Here is a 15,288-nt window from a genome sequence, read left to right on the forward strand (position 1 = left end):
TTTTCAATGTCCGGCAGGTGCCGATTAATGCGCGGCAAGCGCGCCGAAGATGACGCCGGAGAGGATGCCGACCAGCACATAGTCGTTGCCGACGCGGATCCATTCCTGGCCGCGGCCGGGGCGATGCAGGCCGTAGCGGCCATAGTCGCGGATCGGCTGATGGCGCTTCCAGCCGGAATATTTCTGGCCATGCCGCCAGTTGTTGCGCTTCACGACGACGACCTTCTTCTTGTAAACGCGCTTCCTCACATCGCTGTGGTGGCCGGGCTTCTGCCAGTCGACCTGACTGTAGTTCGACTGCGGCGCGTTCGGCGCATTCAGCGGTGCGGCCTGGCCGGTGAGCGACGTGGCGGCCAGCATCGAGAAAGCGAGTGCGGAAAGGACGATGCGTTTCATGAGAAGTCTCCTTGGTTGTCGATATCGAAGCAGTAGCTGCCCATCGATGAACCGAAACTGAACGCACGCATTACAATTATGTAATGGATTCCTTGATTTACCCAAGGAAGCTGAACATGATCGCAAAGGCAGGAGCCAGTCGCACCGCAAACTCGGCCTATCCGCCGCTTCGCGCCCGCCCAGCAATGCAACCATTTGCGCGTCCGTCCATTTTCCGACACCGCCTGTCGCGCGGCAACGGCCCTTGAAATCGACAAGATTTTATTATCCGGCTAAAATATTCGAGGTATTATAAGTCACCGCCATGAACATGATTCGTTCCCTCGTTTTTCCTTCTGATCGCCACGCAAAACAGGGCGGGCGCCCTGTTTGCATGCGGGGGACGAAATGAGCGGGTCCGTCGTCCTACTGCATCTGGCCGGCGCCGTGGCGCTGATGCTGTTTGCCACCCGCATGGTGAAGACCGGCGTTGAACGCGCCTATGGCGACGTGCTGCGCCATCGCCTCCGCGCCACCATGCGCAATCCGATCATGGCGGTGCTGGCCGGCACCGGCCTTGCCATCGCCCTGCAGAGCTCCACCGCCGTCACGCTGCTGGTCGGCTCCTTCGCCGGCTCTGGCATCGTCTCTGGCGCCGCGGGTCAATTGGCAGTGCGCGGCGCCGAAATCGGATCGGCGCTGGTGGTCAAGCTGCTGACCTTCGACCTCACCTTGCTGGTGCCGCTGTGCCTGATCACCGGCACGGTCATGTTCATGGCCACCGAGCGGCGCGACTGGCGCCAGTCCGGCCGCATCCTGGTCGGCATCGGCCTTCTGATCCTGTCGCTGGAGATGATCGGCCAGGCATCGGAGCCCCTGCGCAACAGCCAGCTCATGCCGGTCATCATCAACTACTTCTCGACCGATTCCATCACCGCCTATCTGCTGGCGGCACTGATCACCTGGCTGTTCCAGTCGAGCATCGCGGCGGTGCTGTTGATGGCGACGCTGGCAGGCCGTGGCCTGATCACGCCCGAACTTGGCGTCGTTCTCATCCTTGGCGTCAACCTCGGCTCCTCGATCATCGCGCCGATGCTGACCCGCTCGTCGAGCCCCGAAGTGCGCGTCGTGCCGATCGGCAATCTCCTGATGCGCGGGCTTGGCTCGCTGGTCATGCTGATCCTTGTCATGATCTTCAGGCCGCACTTCGCCTTTCTCGGTTCTACGGCGGCGGACCAGATCGTCAATGCCCACATCCTGTTCAATGTGCTGATCCTGCTCGCCGGCCTGCCGCTGGCAGGCTTCGTCTACCGCGCTTCGGAGAAGATCGTCGCACTTGGCACCAAGCCCGTGCCGGCCGCCTCGCTTGACGTCGTCGAGCTGTCCGCACTCAACGAAAGCGCGCTCGACGTGCCGAGCCAGGCGCTGGCCAATGCCACCCGCGAGGTGGTGCGGGTCTGCGAGACGATCGAGATCATGCTCAAGCGTATCATCGAACTCTATGAGAGCGCCGACGCCGACAAGATCAAGGCGCTGGCCGCACTCGACGACCGCGTCGACCGCAAGCACGCCGCGATCAAGCTCTACCTCGCCAAACTGACCAGGAACCCGCTGACCGAGGACGAGGCGCTGCGCTGCCAGGAACTGATCGGCGCCTGCGTCAAGCTCGAGCAGGTCGGCGACATCATCGTGCGCAACATGCTGGTGCATGTGAAGAAGAAGTTCGAGCGCGGACTGGAATTCACCGACGAGGGCTGGGCCGAGCTGTGCGCCTTCCATGGCTCGGTTCTGGCCAATGCGCGGCTTGCCTTCAACGTTCTGGTGTCGCGCGATCCCGAGACCGCCCGTCAGCTGGTGCTGGAAAAGGACCGGCTGCGCGACCGCGAAAAGGAAACCAGCGCCAGCCATTTCGTGCGGCTGCGCGACGGCACCGCCAAGAGCGTCGAAACCAGCTCGATCCATCTCGACACCATCCGCGACCTGAAACAGATCAATTCGCTGCTGGCCTCGATGGCCTATCCGGTGCTTGAAGAGCGCGGCCTGCTGACGGGGTCGCGGTTGAAAGCGAGCTGAAGAATAGCAATCCCCCACGGGGCCTCCGGAGAGAGAGGAAGGGAGCGCGCTTGGATAGGTTCGCGCGCTTCCTTTACCCCGGCCATCTCCCCCACAAGGGGGGAGATTGGCGCTTCACCGCCTCGCCCCCACTGAAGAAAACCTAAACTCGCGACAAAAATTTCTGGATTGCCCGCAAAGCCCATCCGTGGTTTGAGGCGCTTCCAGCTAAGGCTTCCCCATGTCGCTTCCGCTCATCGCCCTGTTCATCGCCGCCTTTGCCTTCGGCACCACCGAATTCGTCATTGCCGGCGTGCTGCCGCAGGTGGCGCAAGGCCTGGGCGTCTCGGTTCCCTCCGCCGGCTATCTCGTCTCCGGCTATGCCGGCGGCATCGCCATCGGCGGCCCGCTGCTGGCGCTCGCCACCAAGTCATTGTCGCGCAAGAGCCTGCTGCTAGGCCTCGCCATCGCCTTCACCATTGGCCAGGCGGCTTGCGCGCTGGCGCCCGATTTCACCTCGATGCTTCTGTTGCGCATTGCCGTGGCGGTCGCGCATGGCGCCTATTTCGGCGTCGCCATGGTCGTCGCCGTCGGTCTCGTGCGCGAGGACCAGCGCGGCATGGCTGTCGCCGTCATCCTGTCCGGCCTCACCGTCTCCAACGTCATCGGCGTGCCGGCCGGCACCGCGATCGGCAACATCTGGGGCTGGCGTGCGACTTTCTGGGTGATGTGCGCGCTGGGTGTCGCGGCAACGCTTGCCATGGCAGCCCTTTTGCCGCGCACCACCGGCTCATCGGCCAAGCCCGCCGGTTTCGCCCGCGAGGTCCGCGTGCTGGCCCGCCAGCAGGTCTGGACATCGCTGATCCTGATGCTGATGCTGATGATCGGCCAGTTCGGCCTGTTCACCTACATCACCCCGACACTGCTGGAAGTCACCGGTCTCGACGAGAACCTGGTGCCGTGGGTGCTGCTGCTCAACGGCGTCGGCGCAACCCTTGGAGTCTTCCTCGGCGGCAAGCTCTCCGACTGGAAGCTGATGCCGTCATTGATCACCATGCTGGCCCTGCAGGCGGTGACGCTTGGCGTGATCTATGCCGTCAGCCCCTATCCCCTGCCGATGGTTGTGGCGATCGTCATCTGGGGCGGTCTCAACTTCGCCATCGGCACGCCGATCCAGACCCGCATCCTGGCCTGGACGGCAGATGCTTCCAACCTCGCTTCGTCGCTCATTCCGTCCGGCTTCAATGTCGGCATCGCGCTGGCCGCTTCGTTGGGCGCCGCGATGCTGAACAGCGGCTATGGCTACCGCAGCCTGCCGCTGCTCGGCGCCATCGCCATGCTGGTCGCCGTGGCAGTGGCGCTCGCCTCTTATGTCTGGGAAGGGCGCAGCAACGCCACGCCGCCGCTGACAGCCCCAGCCGAGTAGATCACGATCCGGAAAAGTGGACGCCGGTTTTCCGAAAAGATCGTGATCAACCAAAAACACTTCACCCGCGCCAGCGCAGCAGGCGCATGGCGTTGGCGGTGACCAGCACGGTCGCGCCGGTATCGGCCAGGATCGCCGGCCACAGGCCGGTGATGCCCAAAATGGTGGTGACCAGGAACACCGCCTTCAGCCCCAGCGCCACGGTGATGTTCTGGCCGATATTGGCCATCACCGCCCGCGACAGTTTCACCATACGCGCGACGTCCATGACGCGGCCGTGCAGGATCGCCGCGTCCGCGGTCTCCAGCGCCACGTCGGTGCCGCCGCCCATGGCAATGCCGATATCGGCGGCCGCGAGCGCCGGCGCGTCGTTGATGCCGTCGCCGACCTTGGCAACCTTGAAACCCTCGCGCTGCAATTCGCCGACGATGCGCTGCTTGTCCTGGGGCAACAGCTCCGCCCGCGCCTCGATGCCGAGCGAAGCGGCGATGGCTTGCGCCGTGCGGCGGTTGTCGCCGGTCAGCATCACTGCGCGGATGCTCTCGGCCTTCAGCGCCGCGATCCCGGCCGCAGCATCCGGCCGCGGCTCGTCGCGCATGGCAATCAGCCCGGCCACCACGCCATCGGCGACGAGCACTGACACCGTCTTGCCCTGGCCGTTGAAGCTGTCGACGGCGAGGCGCTGCGCTTGCGTCATGTCGGCGCGTTCGCCCGCCGCCTGGCCGGAGCCGAGGAAGACGGCGACGCCGCCAACGCTGCCCTCGACACCCTTGCCCGAGATTGCCTTCGCCGCGAGAGCCGGCGGCACCGGCGCCTTGTCGGCCTTGGCCCGGTCCAGGATCGCCATCGCCAACGGATGGCTGGAGCCCTGCTCCAGTGCTGCCGCCAGCGCCAGCACGGTGCGTTCATCCCTTCCATACGCCACGATGTCGGTGACGACAGGCTTGCCTGCGGTCAGCGTACCGGTCTTGTCGAAGGTGACCGCCGTGAGCCGGCGAAAGCCTTCCAGCACCGCACCGCCTTTCATCAACAGGCCACGCCGCGCGCCGGTCGCCAGGCCCGCGGCGATCGCCGCCGGGGTCGAGATGACCAGCGCGCAGGGGCAGCCGATCAGCAGGATCGCAAGGCCCTTGTAGATCCATTCGTTCCAGTCGCCGCCGGCAAGCAGCGGCGGCAACAATGCCACCAGCGCACCGACCGCCAGCACCGCCGGCGTGTAGGTGCGCGAGAAGCGGTCGATGAAGCGCTCGGTCGGCGCCTTGGCCTCATGCGCCTCCTCCACCAGCCGCACGATTCGGGCGATGGTGTTGTCGGAAGCGGCCGCCGTCACCCGCACCTTGAGCACGCCGTCGATGCTGATCGTGCCGGCAAAGACGGCGTCAGCGACGCCCTTGCGCTTGGGCGTGCTCTCGCCGGTCACCGGCGCCTCGTCGATTTCGCTCGCGCCCTCGATGATCTCGCCATCGGCCGGGATGCGGTCGCCCGGCCGCACCAGGATGATGTCGCCGACCGCAAGGTCTTCGGCGGGACACTCCGATGTGCCGCCTGCGCGCTCGACCAAGCCCGTCTTCGGCACCAGATCGGCAAGTCCCTGGATGCTCGCCCGCGCCCGGCCGGCGGCGACACCCTCCAGAAGCTCGCCGATCAGGAAGAGCACCACCACGGCGGCGGCCTCTTCAGTGGCACCGATCATCACGGCGCCTATCGCCGCGATGGTCATCAGCATCTCGATCGAAAACGGCGTGCCGGCCAATGCCGCCATCAGCGCGCGCCGTGCGATCGGCACCAGGCCGACCAACAGCGCGGCCAGGAACACCCCGCGTTCCGCCACCGGGAACAGATGGCCGATGCCGTATGCGGCGAGAAGCGCTGCCGCGCAGGCGAGCGTCAGCACCGCCCGGCGGGAACGCCACCACGCCTGCCCCGTCTCGGAATGGCCATGATCGGGATCGGGATCGTGGATCGCATGATCGTGGCCTTCATGGTCATTGTGGACGTGATCGGCGTGCGCCTTGTCTGACATCGGCGATACATGTGCCTCGGCCCTGACGATGCCGTAGCCGAGCCGAGCCACCTGCTGCAGCACCTTGTCTTCCGGCAACGCGCCGCCATGGCTGACCGTCATGCTGGCACCGGTCACCGAAACCGAGACATCGGCGACGCCGTCTAGGCGACGCACCGCCGTATCGATCTTGGTTGCGCAAGAGGCGCAATCCATGCCGCCGATCTTGAACCGCGTCTGCCTTATTTTTACCTGGTCGAGGGGCGCCGTCATCACATCACCTGTCTGTCTTGCCCGCGCGGCGTCGCCGCATGGGTCTTGAACGCTGATGTCAGGCACTGTAATTGCTCTAGTCACTAGAGCTTCAAGAGGCAATTCATGTTTTCGATCGGTGATCTCTCGCGCCGCACCGGGGTCAAGGTGCCGACCATCCGCTACTACGAGCAGATGGGCCTTGTTGCCGCACCCGAGCGCTCGGAAGGCAACCAGCGCCGCTATTCCAGGCAGGAGCTGGAGCGGTTGGCCTTCATCCGCCACGCCCGCGATCTCGGTTTCGCCGTCGAGGACATCCGCTCTCTGATCGATTTGAGCGGCCACCCCGAGCAACCCTGCGGCCACGCCGACAAGATCGCCGAGGAGCAACTGATCTCGGTGCGGGAAAAGATTGCCCAGTTGAAGCGGCTCGAGGCCGAGCTCGAACGCATCGCCACGTGCTGCAATGGCCAGACGGTCGGCGACTGCTACGTCATCCGCGCGCTGTCGGATCATGCGCTGTGCGCCGATGAGCATGGTTGAGATACATCCTACAGCTCGATCCGGAACCGCAAGCTTTCTGCTCCGCCATAGGCGGCGTCCTCGAAAAAGCGTTCGACGAGCTTGCCGCCATTGGCCAGGATCACCTTGTGCGAGGCCGGATTGCCCGGTTTGGCGGTGATCTCGACGTGAGCCAGGCCGACCGCCCTCGCCTCCTCCAGCATCAGGCGCAGCGCCTGTGTAGCGTAGCCGCGCCGCCGCTTCCACGGCACCACCGCATAGCCGATATGGCCGAGCACATGCGGCGGCAGGTCCGACGTGCCCTTCTGCCAGCGAAAGCCGATCGAGCCCGACGCCTCGCCGTCCCAGATCCAGCGGCGGAAGCCTGGCAGGCGCGGCACCTTTTTGCCGTCGGGCAAGGTGATCGGACCGCCCCTGGCCTGGGGATCATCGAGGTCGGCGAGAAAAGCCACGGGATCCCTTTCGATTGCCGCAAGCTGCTCGCGCGTCGCTTCCAGCAATCGCACATTGTCCGGCGACCAGCCGCGTTCGAGTGCCGCCTTGTAGGACGGCAGATGTTCGAGCGCGGGTTTGACGATTTCGATCATGGTGCACCGGTGCAGACGCGATGCCCACAAAATAGCATGCTTGACCAGGGAGGCACGGTCCACCAAAGCGCGGCCCCATACGACAAAGGCCGCGCTCCCATCACTGGAAACGCGGCCCTGGCGTTGTGTCCTTGGGAGGACCGGCGATCCGGCGCGGCCGCGCCGGAGCACCTTTAGCGATCTCAGGCGATGTCGAAGCGGTCGGCGTTCATCACCTTGGTCCATGCCGCAACGAAATCCCTGGTGAATTTCGCCTTGGCGTCCGCCGACCCGTAGACCTCGGCAAGCGCGCGCAATTGGGCGTGCGAGCCGAAGATCAGGTCGGCACGGGTGCCGGTCCACTTGACCGCCTTGGTCTTGCGGTCACGCGCCTCGTAGACTTCGTCGGAGCCGGCGGCCGGATCCCAGACCGTGTTCATGCTGAGCAGGTTGACGAAGAAGTCGTTGGTCAACGTACCCGGCCGGTCGGTGAACACGCCGTGCTTCGAGTTGGCCGTGTTGACGCCGAGCACACGAAGACCGCCGACCAGCACCGTCATTTCGGGTGCGGTCAGCGACAGCAATTGCGCCCGGTCGACCAGCATGGCTTCGACCGACATCGGCTGCTTGCCCCTGACATAGTTGCGGAAGCCATCGACTTTCGGCTCGAGCGCGGCAAAGGAATGGACATCCGTCTGTTCCTGTGAAGCATCCATGCGACCCGGCGTGAACGGCACCTTGGCCTCGTGGCCGCCATCCTTCGCCGCCTTCTCGACAGCGGCGACACCGCCGAGAACGATGAGGTCGGCCAGCGAGATCTTTTTCCCGCCGGTCTGTGCCGCGTTGAACTCCTTCTGGATGGCTTCCAGCCTGGCCAGCACCTTCGACAGTTCCGCCGGCTGGTTGACCTCCCAATCCTTCTGCGGCGCCAGCCGGATGCGTGCACCATTGGCACCACCGCGCTTGTCGGAATTGCGGAACGTCGAGGCCGAGGCCCACGCCGTCGAGACCAATTCGGAAACCGACAGGCCCGATGCCAGGATCTTCGCCTTCAGCGACGCAATGTCCTGCTCGCCGACCAGTTCGTGGTCGACCGCGGGGATCGGATCCTGCCAGATCAGTTCTTCCTTGGGCACGAGCGGGCCGAGATAGCGAACGACCGGACCCATGTCGCGATGGGTCAGCTTGAACCATGCGCGGGCAAAGGCGTCGGCGAACTGGTCCGGATGCTCATGGAAGCGCCGCGAGATCTTCTCGTAGGCCGGATCGACCCGCAGCGCGAGATCGGTCGTCAGCATGGCAGGCGCGCGGCGCTTGGACGGATCGTGGGCATCCGGCACGGTGCCGGCACCGGCGCCGCCCTTCGGCGTCCACTGATGGGCGCCCGCAGGGCTCGTGGTCAGCTCCCATTCGAAGTTGAACAGATTGTCGAAGAAGTTGTTGCTCCACTTGGTCGGCGTCGTGGTCCAGGTCACCTCGAGGCCCGAGGTGATGGCATCGCCGGCGATGCCCGTGGCATGCTTGCTCGACCAGCCGAGGCCCTGCGCTTCGATGCCGGCGCCTTCCGGCTCCGCACCCACAAGCGAAGCATCGCCGGCGCCGTGGGTTTTGCCGAAGGTGTGGCCGCCGGCGATCAGCGCCACGGTCTCCTCGTCGTTCATGGCCATGCGGCCGAACGTCTCGCGAATATCGCGTGCCGAGGCCAGCGGATCCGGCTTGCCGTTCGGCCCTTCCGGATTGACATAGATCAGACCCATCTGGACGGCGCCGAGATGGCCCTGGAGTTCGCGGTCGCCGGAGTAGCGCTTGTCGTCGAGCCACTTGGTTTCCGAACCCCAATCGACGTCCTGCTCGGGTTCCCAGACGTCGGCGCGGCCGCCGGCGAAACCGAAGGTCTTGAAGCCCATCGATTCCAGCGCGACGTTGCCGGTGAGGATCAGCAGGTCGGCCCAGGAGATCTTGCGCCCATATTTCTGCTTGACCGGCCACAGCAGCCGGCGCGCCTTGTCGAGATTGGCATTGTCCGGCCAGCTGTTGAGCGGAGCAAAACGCTGCTGGCCGGCCCCGGCGCCGCCACGGCCGTCGCCGATGCGGTAGGTGCCGGCACTGTGCCAGGCCATGCGGATGAACAGCGGCCCGTAATGGCCGAAGTCGGCCGGCCACCAATCCTGCGAATCCGTCATCACCTGGTGCAGGTCCTTGATCACCGCATCGAGATCGAGCGACTTGAATTCCTCGGCATAGTCGAACTCTTCGCCCATCGGATCCGAAAGGTTCGATTGCTGATGCAGAACGCCAAGGTCCAGTTGGTTCGGCCACCAGTCACGGTTCGTCCTGCTGGAGGATCCGTGCGCAACGGGGCATTTGCCGGCACTGGGATCATCGGTCTGTGCGTCCATGTTCTTCTCTCCGATCGTGGCTGAGTTGAGCTGTTCAACTGCTGCGTGAACAGGAACACAAAAATGTCCCTGTAGGCGGTCCGTTTCATGGCTGGCGCGATGACCTGAGCCCGATACGCGACCGAATATGTTGGATGTCCTGTTGCTGCGGGCATGCGCCTCACCAGGCGGTCCCGGCTGCTCCTCATCTTCGTTACGACTCCTATAGCAAAGCCGCTTGATTAATTTAAGTTGGATTTCCTGATTGCAGCGATAAGATGACATTATGACAAACCTGACGCTGAAGCAGCTGCGTTATTTCGAGGCGCTGGCCCGGCACAATCATTTCGGCCGCGCCGCCGATGCCTGCTCGATCTCGCAGCCCGCCATCTCGGTGCAGATCCGGGAGTTGGAGGAAACGCTGGGCACGGAGCTTTTCCAAAGAGGCCCACGCCAGGTCCGGCTGACCAATTTCGGCGAGGAATTCGCCTTGCGCGTCCGCGACATCCTGCGCTCGGTGGATGAGCTGACGGATCTGGCCCGCGCCTCGCGCGACCGGCTGGTGGGACGGTTGCGCATCGGCGTGATCCCGACGATCGCACCCTACCTCCTGCCTGCCATCATCGGCAACCTCGCCCGCATGCATGACGGGCTCGATATCCACGTGCGCGAAACGCAAACGCAGAAGCTGATCCAGGAACTGGCCGACGGCCGGCTCGACGCGGCCATCGTCGCCTTGCCGGTGTCGGAACCCTCGCTGACGGAAATCGTGCTGTTTGCCGAGAACTTCGTGCTGGTCCGGCCCGGCGAGGACGAGGGAAAGCCGGTCCCCAACCGCGAAATGCTGCGCGAGATGCGGCTGCTTCTGCTGGAGGAAGGCCATTGTTTTCGCGATCAGGCGCTGTCGTTCTGCAACATGCATTCGGCGCGGCCTAGGGAGTTGCTGGACGGCAGCTCGCTGTCGACCCTGGTGCAAATGGTCGGCGCCGGTGTCGGCGTCACCTTGATTCCCGAAATGGCCGTGCCGGTGGAGACGCGCTCGGCGGCGGTGTCTGTCGCCCACTTTGCCAACCCCCAACCTTCGCGGACGATCGGCATGATCTGGCGCAAGACAAGCCCGATCGCCAAACAGCTGATGCTTATATCCGAAGTGGTTCGCCAGGCGGCCGAAACGTTGCGCGCGCAGCACAATCCGGCATCGGTTGAGCTGAACCTGGTAGCAGCCGCCCAATGAAGGCTTGGCTGACCCGATCGTCAGCCTGCCGCGCGGAACCGGATCTCGCCCTTGTTCAGGAAGCAGGTCTTGTTGAACAGCGACAGATCCAGAGGGTTAGGCAACCGCACATCGCCGATATCGGGAACCGGCTTCTGCGCCGGGTCGTAGGACCGATCGATCTGCGAGATGAAGACGAGGATCAATCCCCTGTCGCCGGCAAACGCCTTCAGCGTGCGAACCTGCGCCATCAGCTCCGGATTCTGCCGCTTCTGGTCGAGCAGTTGCAGGTAGTCGATCACCACCAGCGTGCCGCGCGGCGCCGAGCCCAATGCCTTGACGATGTAGTCGGCGCTGATGGCGTCGGAATTGTCGAACACGAACCGGTCGTTGAACTGCACCGGGTCTGCCCCGATGGCTCGAAACCGGTCGAGCACATCCCGCTGCGTATACTCCAGCGTGAAGAACACGCCCCGACTGCCGGACTTCATGGCTTCGATTGCCAGTTCGAGACTCATCAGCGTCTTGCCGTGGCCGGGTCGTGCACCCACCAGGACCAGATCGCCGGGCGCAAGTTGCGCAAACAGTGTGCCGGCACGCGCCGCCCCGGCTGCCTTGGCCGCAAGCAGGCTCCAACTGGCGAAGCCTTCCCGTACTGCAACACGGTCAAGCGCTTCGTGGAGCGGAATTTTGGCCTCGCGGGACAAAAGCCTGGCTTGACGCTTCAGATGATAGACGGGCGCGGACAGTTTCATGACAAACCTCCTGGTGCGAGCCGTTTTCGCAACCCCTCCTTATGCCAAGCGCTCGAACAGTTGGTTCGGTGATGAGAGAGCCCTGCATGGATGATGCTTTCCCGGCGGAGGGAGGAGGCGTGAGCCACGCCAGAATCAGATGATAGCTCAATCCCTGCGTATCGAAAATCGCGGAACTCGAGAGATCAGGTTCCGAACTCGCGGCTTTTCGCGATAGGAATTTTTTCTTGACTCCCTGCACTCAGCTATGGTACATATTTGTCCATGGTGCTGATTTGCGCCAATGGCCCGCCGCACAGGCGGGTTTTTCGTTTGATGCTCCGTCAGCCAACGCGCCGACGAGCTCGAAGGAACCCGCCAACCCGAGTTCGTTGCCCTGCTTCAAGGATACGAAGACGTCCGCCGCAAGCCTGGAGCCAGCATGTCGGCGTAGGGCCGTTGCATGCGTCGACCTGCTTTGCGGATCTTCATGCGGGTACGCTAAACAAGATGTGTTTCGCCTGATAATGCGAGGCCATCTATGATCGATTCTCGCGGCAAATACCGCAAGAAATCGCCATTCGCTTCGACAGGAGAATTGATCCGTGCGGTTGAGATCTGTTTGTCTGGGCGTCGTCGCCAGCTTTTTCGTCGCCGTCATCGCCGTGACGGTGTCCGCTCGATCCTTTGCCGCATCATCTGACGTTCCGGCCTGGTTGCAGGCTCATGTCGGCAACAGCGACGGCCAGATCTCACAAATTGTCCTCGAACGAGCCCGCGCGCTTTATCGGAAGAAGGTCGCCCAAGGGGCCGTCAAGAACCCCTGCTACTTCGCCATGGATGCGACACGCCCCAGCGATCTGGGCAATGGCGTGCTCGGCCGCCGCTACTACGTCATCTGCGAGGCCAGCGAGTCCTTCCGCGCGATTTCGTCGGGTCATGGCAGCGGGCGGAATCTGAAGGGCGTCGTCGATTTTTCGAATGGCAGCGGTGCGCTAGGAACTTCGGCAATGCGATGGATTCATCGTTGACGGCCGGCGGCGCCTATATGACCCGCGAGGCGAAAACCTCGTTCAAGGGTTATTACCGCACTGGTGCGAAACGGGACGTGGCTTTCCAGCGCACCTTCATCCAGTTCGACGGCGAAGGCGAAGCCGCGAACGCCAGGCAGCGGGTGATCGGCGGCCACGCAGCCCAGGTGCTGCACGGCCTGTGCCTGCGCAAAAATCCGAACAGCTCGCATGCCGACCATGACGGCTTCGTACCGTTCGGCAAGCTGGTGGATTATGCCGGCGGTCGCAGCAATGGCTGCACCAGTTGGTCGCCGGCGGATGCGCAGCAGATTATCCCGATGGTCAAGGACAATCCGACGACGCTCTACATCTACCCGGAATCGCGCGACATCGCCGCGGTCGCAGCCAACCATTCACAGCCGGGCGCCTATTGGAACGCGTCCTGCCTGAAGGAAATCGGCACACCGAAATTCTGGCCGCGAAAGACCCTCGAGCCGATCATCGCCCAATACAGGAAGGATCATCCGGCACCGCCGCCGCAGCCAGTGCCGATTTGCACGCAGCCGTGACGTCCGCTTCGGCATGCGAACCATGCGCATTGATCAGCAACCCGTCGTGAACCGGTATCGATCCCGATCTCCGAGGTTTGGCAGCGTCTGACTCCCCGCGCGTCGTCGATGTCGGTAGCCAAAGGCTGGGATAGGTTCATTTGTAACCTCGGCGCGTTGGTCCCCAGAGACAACGCGCGCCCATGGCGCGGACGGCCGCCGCCGGACCAAGGGTACCCGCGGCAGGAAGGAAGCGGCACAGAAGGCTGCCAGAACGCGAACACATCACGCTTACATTGAACGTCTTCTTCGAGGACTGGCGCTCCGGGTGACGACTATGATCGAGACATGGGTAATCGCCTGCGCCTCGCACCTTCCCGCCGCGTTGTATGTCGCGAACGGATCGGGAGTGGCTGAATGCTCCCGGCGAGGACAGTTCCCGGTGCCGTGTCCAGGCCGATTGGTTGGAACCAACGGCCTGCTCTCCAGTTAGAAAGCCAGCAAGTCTGGTTGTAGCCTTGCCGCCATGTGACCGACGGTTTCAAGGCCACCGATTGAGCTTCGGAAGCGTGGAGAGCACGCTTGATGGAGAAAATCATGAACCAATGGTCAAACGCCAAGCTCTGTGACGTAGCAAATCTGGTCCTCGGAGCAATTCTCTTCTTCTCTCCATGGATATTCGCCTTAGCGGCGGGGACACAGTCCCAGAATGCCATGGGCAGCGGCATCGTGATTGTCGTGCTTTCGGTTGCCGCCCTCTTCGCCTTTGCTGTCTGGGAGGAATGGCTGAACCTCGTTGTGGGTCTTTGGGTAGTTGTGTCTCCCTGGGTGCTTGGATTCCAGGCAACCACAGCCATGGGCGTGCATGTTGTAATCGGCGTTCTGGTCGCGGTTCTGGCTGCGATCGAGCTGTGGATGATGAACCAGAACCCGCCGACGCAGTCTACGGCCTAGCAGGACTGGGCGTCCTTGCGGCGGCCTGATCGTGACGGATTGGCCGCCGACAAATTGGCATCCCGCTGGGTCGCCGATGATGGTGGAAAATCATCTGACGGTGGCCCCCGGGAGGCCAGCGTGCCTGCCGCCGCAACCTCGGCTGCACAGCCGCTGACGACAGCCCTGCAGACAGCGTCGCCGAAAGCCAGACAACAGGAGGTATGCCGACATGAAAGCAATCCGCATCCACGCTTTTGGCGGACCTGAGGTCCTTTCGATCGATCAGGTCCCCTCGCCTCAGCCGCTTGACGACGAGGTTGTGCTCAGGGTCCGCGCCGCAAGCGTCAATCCGATCGACTACAAGACCCGCGAAGGGTCGGTGAGCGAGACCCTGCCGGTCACGCTCGGGCGCGACGTATCCGGCACGGTGGAAATATGCGGTACGCGGGCGCATACGTTGAAGAAGGGCGACCCGTTGTTTGCGATGCTTGGTCATGACCGGGGCGGCAATGCCGAATATGTCGTGGTCAAGGCGACGGAGGCGGCTGCCAAACCGGATCGTCTAAGCCATGTCGAAGCCGCGGCGGTGCCGCTTGCCGGCATCACCGCATGGCAAGGCCTTTTCGACCATGGCGGCCTCAAATCCGGACAACGGGTTCTCATCCATGGCGGCGCCGGCGGCGTCGGTCATCTGGCGATCCAGCTGGCCAAGGCCGCGGGCGCGTTCGTCGCGACAACCGTTTCCGCCGAGGACGTCGTTTTCGTGCGTGAGCTTGGCGCCGATCAGACGGTCGACTACAAGAATCAGCGTTTCGAAGAGGTCGTCGATGCGGTCGACCTGGTGTTCGATCTTGTCGCGGGCGACACGCAGGAGCGCTCCTGGGAGGTGCTCAAGCCTGGCGGGACGCTCGTTTCCACGCTTTCCCAACCGTCGCAGGAAAAGGCAAACTTGCGTCGGGCGCGTGGCGTCTCCTACCTGGCCGAGCCGAATGCGGCGCATCTTGCCGAGATCGGCCGCCTCATCGAGGCCGGCAAGGTCACCCCCTTCGTGCAAGCCACCTACCCTCTTGGAGAGGTCGCCAAAGCGGAAGAACGGCTGGAAAATGAGCATGTGCGTGGCAAGATCGTGCTTGAGGTTTCCGCCTAGAGCGGTTCACGACTTGATGGAATCGTAGGGGATTCCCGATTTGTGAGTTTTGTGATTCAAGATGCTGGCTGGAGTGGAGGCCAGCATCTGATGACGCGACCTTTTTCCAATGATCTTCGCGAAC

Annotated in this window: 11 protein-coding genes and 1 pseudogene; 7 read left to right on the top strand and 5 right to left on the bottom strand. The window is 63.5% G+C overall.

All coding sequences use genetic code 11. From position 1 onward, the window contains the following. Positions 1-24: 24 nt before the first annotated feature. Positions 25-396 carry an RcnB family protein gene (locus EN955_RS13995; RefSeq protein WP_013530147.1) on the bottom strand — a complete coding sequence of 124 codons (372 nt, stop codon included), beginning with the start codon at positions 394-396 and terminating at the stop codon, positions 25-27. Positions 397-783: 387 nt separating this feature from the next. On the opposite strand from EN955_RS13995, the gene EN955_RS14000 reads away from it, so the two are divergent. Next, on the top strand, positions 784-2,448 hold the full coding sequence (locus tag EN955_RS14000; protein WP_013530146.1) for a Na/Pi cotransporter family protein: 1,665 nt from the start codon (positions 784-786) through the stop codon (positions 2,446-2,448). A gap of 220 nt (positions 2,449-2,668) precedes the next feature. Next, a complete protein-coding gene (locus tag EN955_RS14005; protein WP_024505485.1) occupies positions 2,669-3,853 on the top strand; it encodes an MFS transporter in 1,185 nt (394 codons plus the stop codon). A gap of 61 nt (positions 3,854-3,914) precedes the next feature. Here the strand turns inward: EN955_RS14005 and EN955_RS14010 are convergent, their stop codons facing one another. Beyond that, positions 3,915-6,128 carry a heavy metal translocating P-type ATPase gene (locus EN955_RS14010; protein WP_024505484.1) on the bottom strand — a complete coding sequence of 738 codons (2,214 nt, stop codon included), beginning with the start codon at positions 6,126-6,128 and terminating at the stop codon, positions 3,915-3,917. A 105-nt stretch (positions 6,129-6,233) separates the two neighbouring features. Here EN955_RS14010 and EN955_RS14015 point away from each other — a divergent pair, with 105 nt between their 5' ends. Beyond that, positions 6,234-6,650 (top strand): helix-turn-helix domain-containing protein, encoded by a 417-nt coding sequence (locus EN955_RS14015; protein WP_013530143.1) that lies wholly within the window; start codon positions 6,234-6,236, stop codon positions 6,648-6,650. 8 nt (positions 6,651-6,658) lie between these two features. Here EN955_RS14015 and EN955_RS14020 read toward each other — a convergent pair whose 3' ends face one another. Together EN955_RS14020 and katG are read right to left on the bottom strand one after the other, a co-directional pair. Beyond that, a complete protein-coding gene (locus tag EN955_RS14020; protein ID WP_024505483.1) occupies positions 6,659-7,216 on the bottom strand; it encodes a GNAT family N-acetyltransferase in 558 nt (185 codons plus the stop codon). Between the two features lie 182 nt (positions 7,217-7,398). Continuing rightward, entirely contained in the window at positions 7,399-9,594 is a 2,196-nt protein-coding gene (gene katG / locus EN955_RS14025) for a catalase/peroxidase HPI (RefSeq protein WP_024505482.1), read from the bottom strand. Positions 9,595-9,859: 265 nt separating this feature from the next. Between katG and EN955_RS14030 the strand changes: the two genes are divergently transcribed. Then, positions 9,860-10,807 (top strand): hydrogen peroxide-inducible genes activator, encoded by a 948-nt coding sequence (locus EN955_RS14030; RefSeq protein WP_013530140.1) that lies wholly within the window; start codon positions 9,860-9,862, stop codon positions 10,805-10,807. Positions 10,808-10,827: 20 nt separating this feature from the next. Here EN955_RS14030 and EN955_RS14035 read toward each other — a convergent pair whose 3' ends face one another. Then, on the bottom strand, positions 10,828-11,541 hold the full coding sequence (locus tag EN955_RS14035) for a DNA helicase (protein WP_024505481.1): 714 nt from the start codon (positions 11,539-11,541) through the stop codon (positions 10,828-10,830). Between the two features lie 584 nt (positions 11,542-12,125). Between EN955_RS14035 and EN955_RS14040 the strand changes: the two are divergent. The 3 genes and pseudogenes from EN955_RS14040 to EN955_RS14055 all read left to right on the top strand — a co-directional run bounded on the left by EN955_RS14040 (position 12,126) and on the right by EN955_RS14055 (position 15,164). After that, positions 12,126-13,102, top strand: a pseudogene (locus EN955_RS14040) (hypothetical protein). A 576-nt stretch (positions 13,103-13,678) separates the two neighbouring features. Continuing rightward, positions 13,679-14,035, top strand: a complete 357-nt coding sequence (locus tag EN955_RS14050) for an SPW repeat protein (protein ID WP_024505480.1) — start codon at positions 13,679-13,681, stop codon at positions 14,033-14,035. Positions 14,036-14,246: 211 nt separating this feature from the next. Then, positions 14,247-15,164 carry an NADP-dependent oxidoreductase gene (locus EN955_RS14055; RefSeq protein WP_013530136.1) on the top strand — a complete coding sequence of 306 codons (918 nt, stop codon included), beginning with the start codon at positions 14,247-14,249 and terminating at the stop codon, positions 15,162-15,164. Positions 15,165-15,288 lie beyond the last annotated feature (124 nt).

Origin of the sequence: Mesorhizobium sp. M7A.F.Ca.CA.001.04.2.1 (assembly GCF_003998485.1) — a bacterium.
Lineage (GTDB): Bacteria > Pseudomonadota > Alphaproteobacteria > Rhizobiales > Rhizobiaceae > Mesorhizobium > Mesorhizobium ciceri.

Coding starts and splice junctions, on each gene's coding strand:
- EN955_RS13995 (WP_013530147.1), bottom strand. CDS start 396: ATGAAACGCATCGTCCTTTCCGCACTCGCTTTCTCGATGCTGGCCGCC.
- EN955_RS14000 (WP_013530146.1), top strand. CDS start 784: ATGAGCGGGTCCGTCGTCCTACTGCATCTGGCCGGCGCCGTGGCGCTG.
- EN955_RS14005 (WP_024505485.1), top strand. CDS start 2,669: ATGTCGCTTCCGCTCATCGCCCTGTTCATCGCCGCCTTTGCCTTCGGC.
- EN955_RS14010 (WP_024505484.1), bottom strand. CDS start 6,128: ATGACGGCGCCCCTCGACCAGGTAAAAATAAGGCAGACGCGGTTCAAG.
- EN955_RS14015 (WP_013530143.1), top strand. CDS start 6,234: ATGTTTTCGATCGGTGATCTCTCGCGCCGCACCGGGGTCAAGGTGCCG.
- EN955_RS14020 (WP_024505483.1), bottom strand. CDS start 7,216: ATGATCGAAATCGTCAAACCCGCGCTCGAACATCTGCCGTCCTACAAG.
- katG (WP_024505482.1), bottom strand. CDS start 9,594: ATGGACGCACAGACCGATGATCCCAGTGCCGGCAAATGCCCCGTTGCG.
- EN955_RS14030 (WP_013530140.1), top strand. CDS start 9,860: ATGACAAACCTGACGCTGAAGCAGCTGCGTTATTTCGAGGCGCTGGCC.
- EN955_RS14035 (WP_024505481.1), bottom strand. CDS start 11,541: ATGAAACTGTCCGCGCCCGTCTATCATCTGAAGCGTCAAGCCAGGCTT.
- EN955_RS14050 (WP_024505480.1), top strand. CDS start 13,679: ATGAACCAATGGTCAAACGCCAAGCTCTGTGACGTAGCAAATCTGGTC.
- EN955_RS14055 (WP_013530136.1), top strand. CDS start 14,247: ATGAAAGCAATCCGCATCCACGCTTTTGGCGGACCTGAGGTCCTTTCG.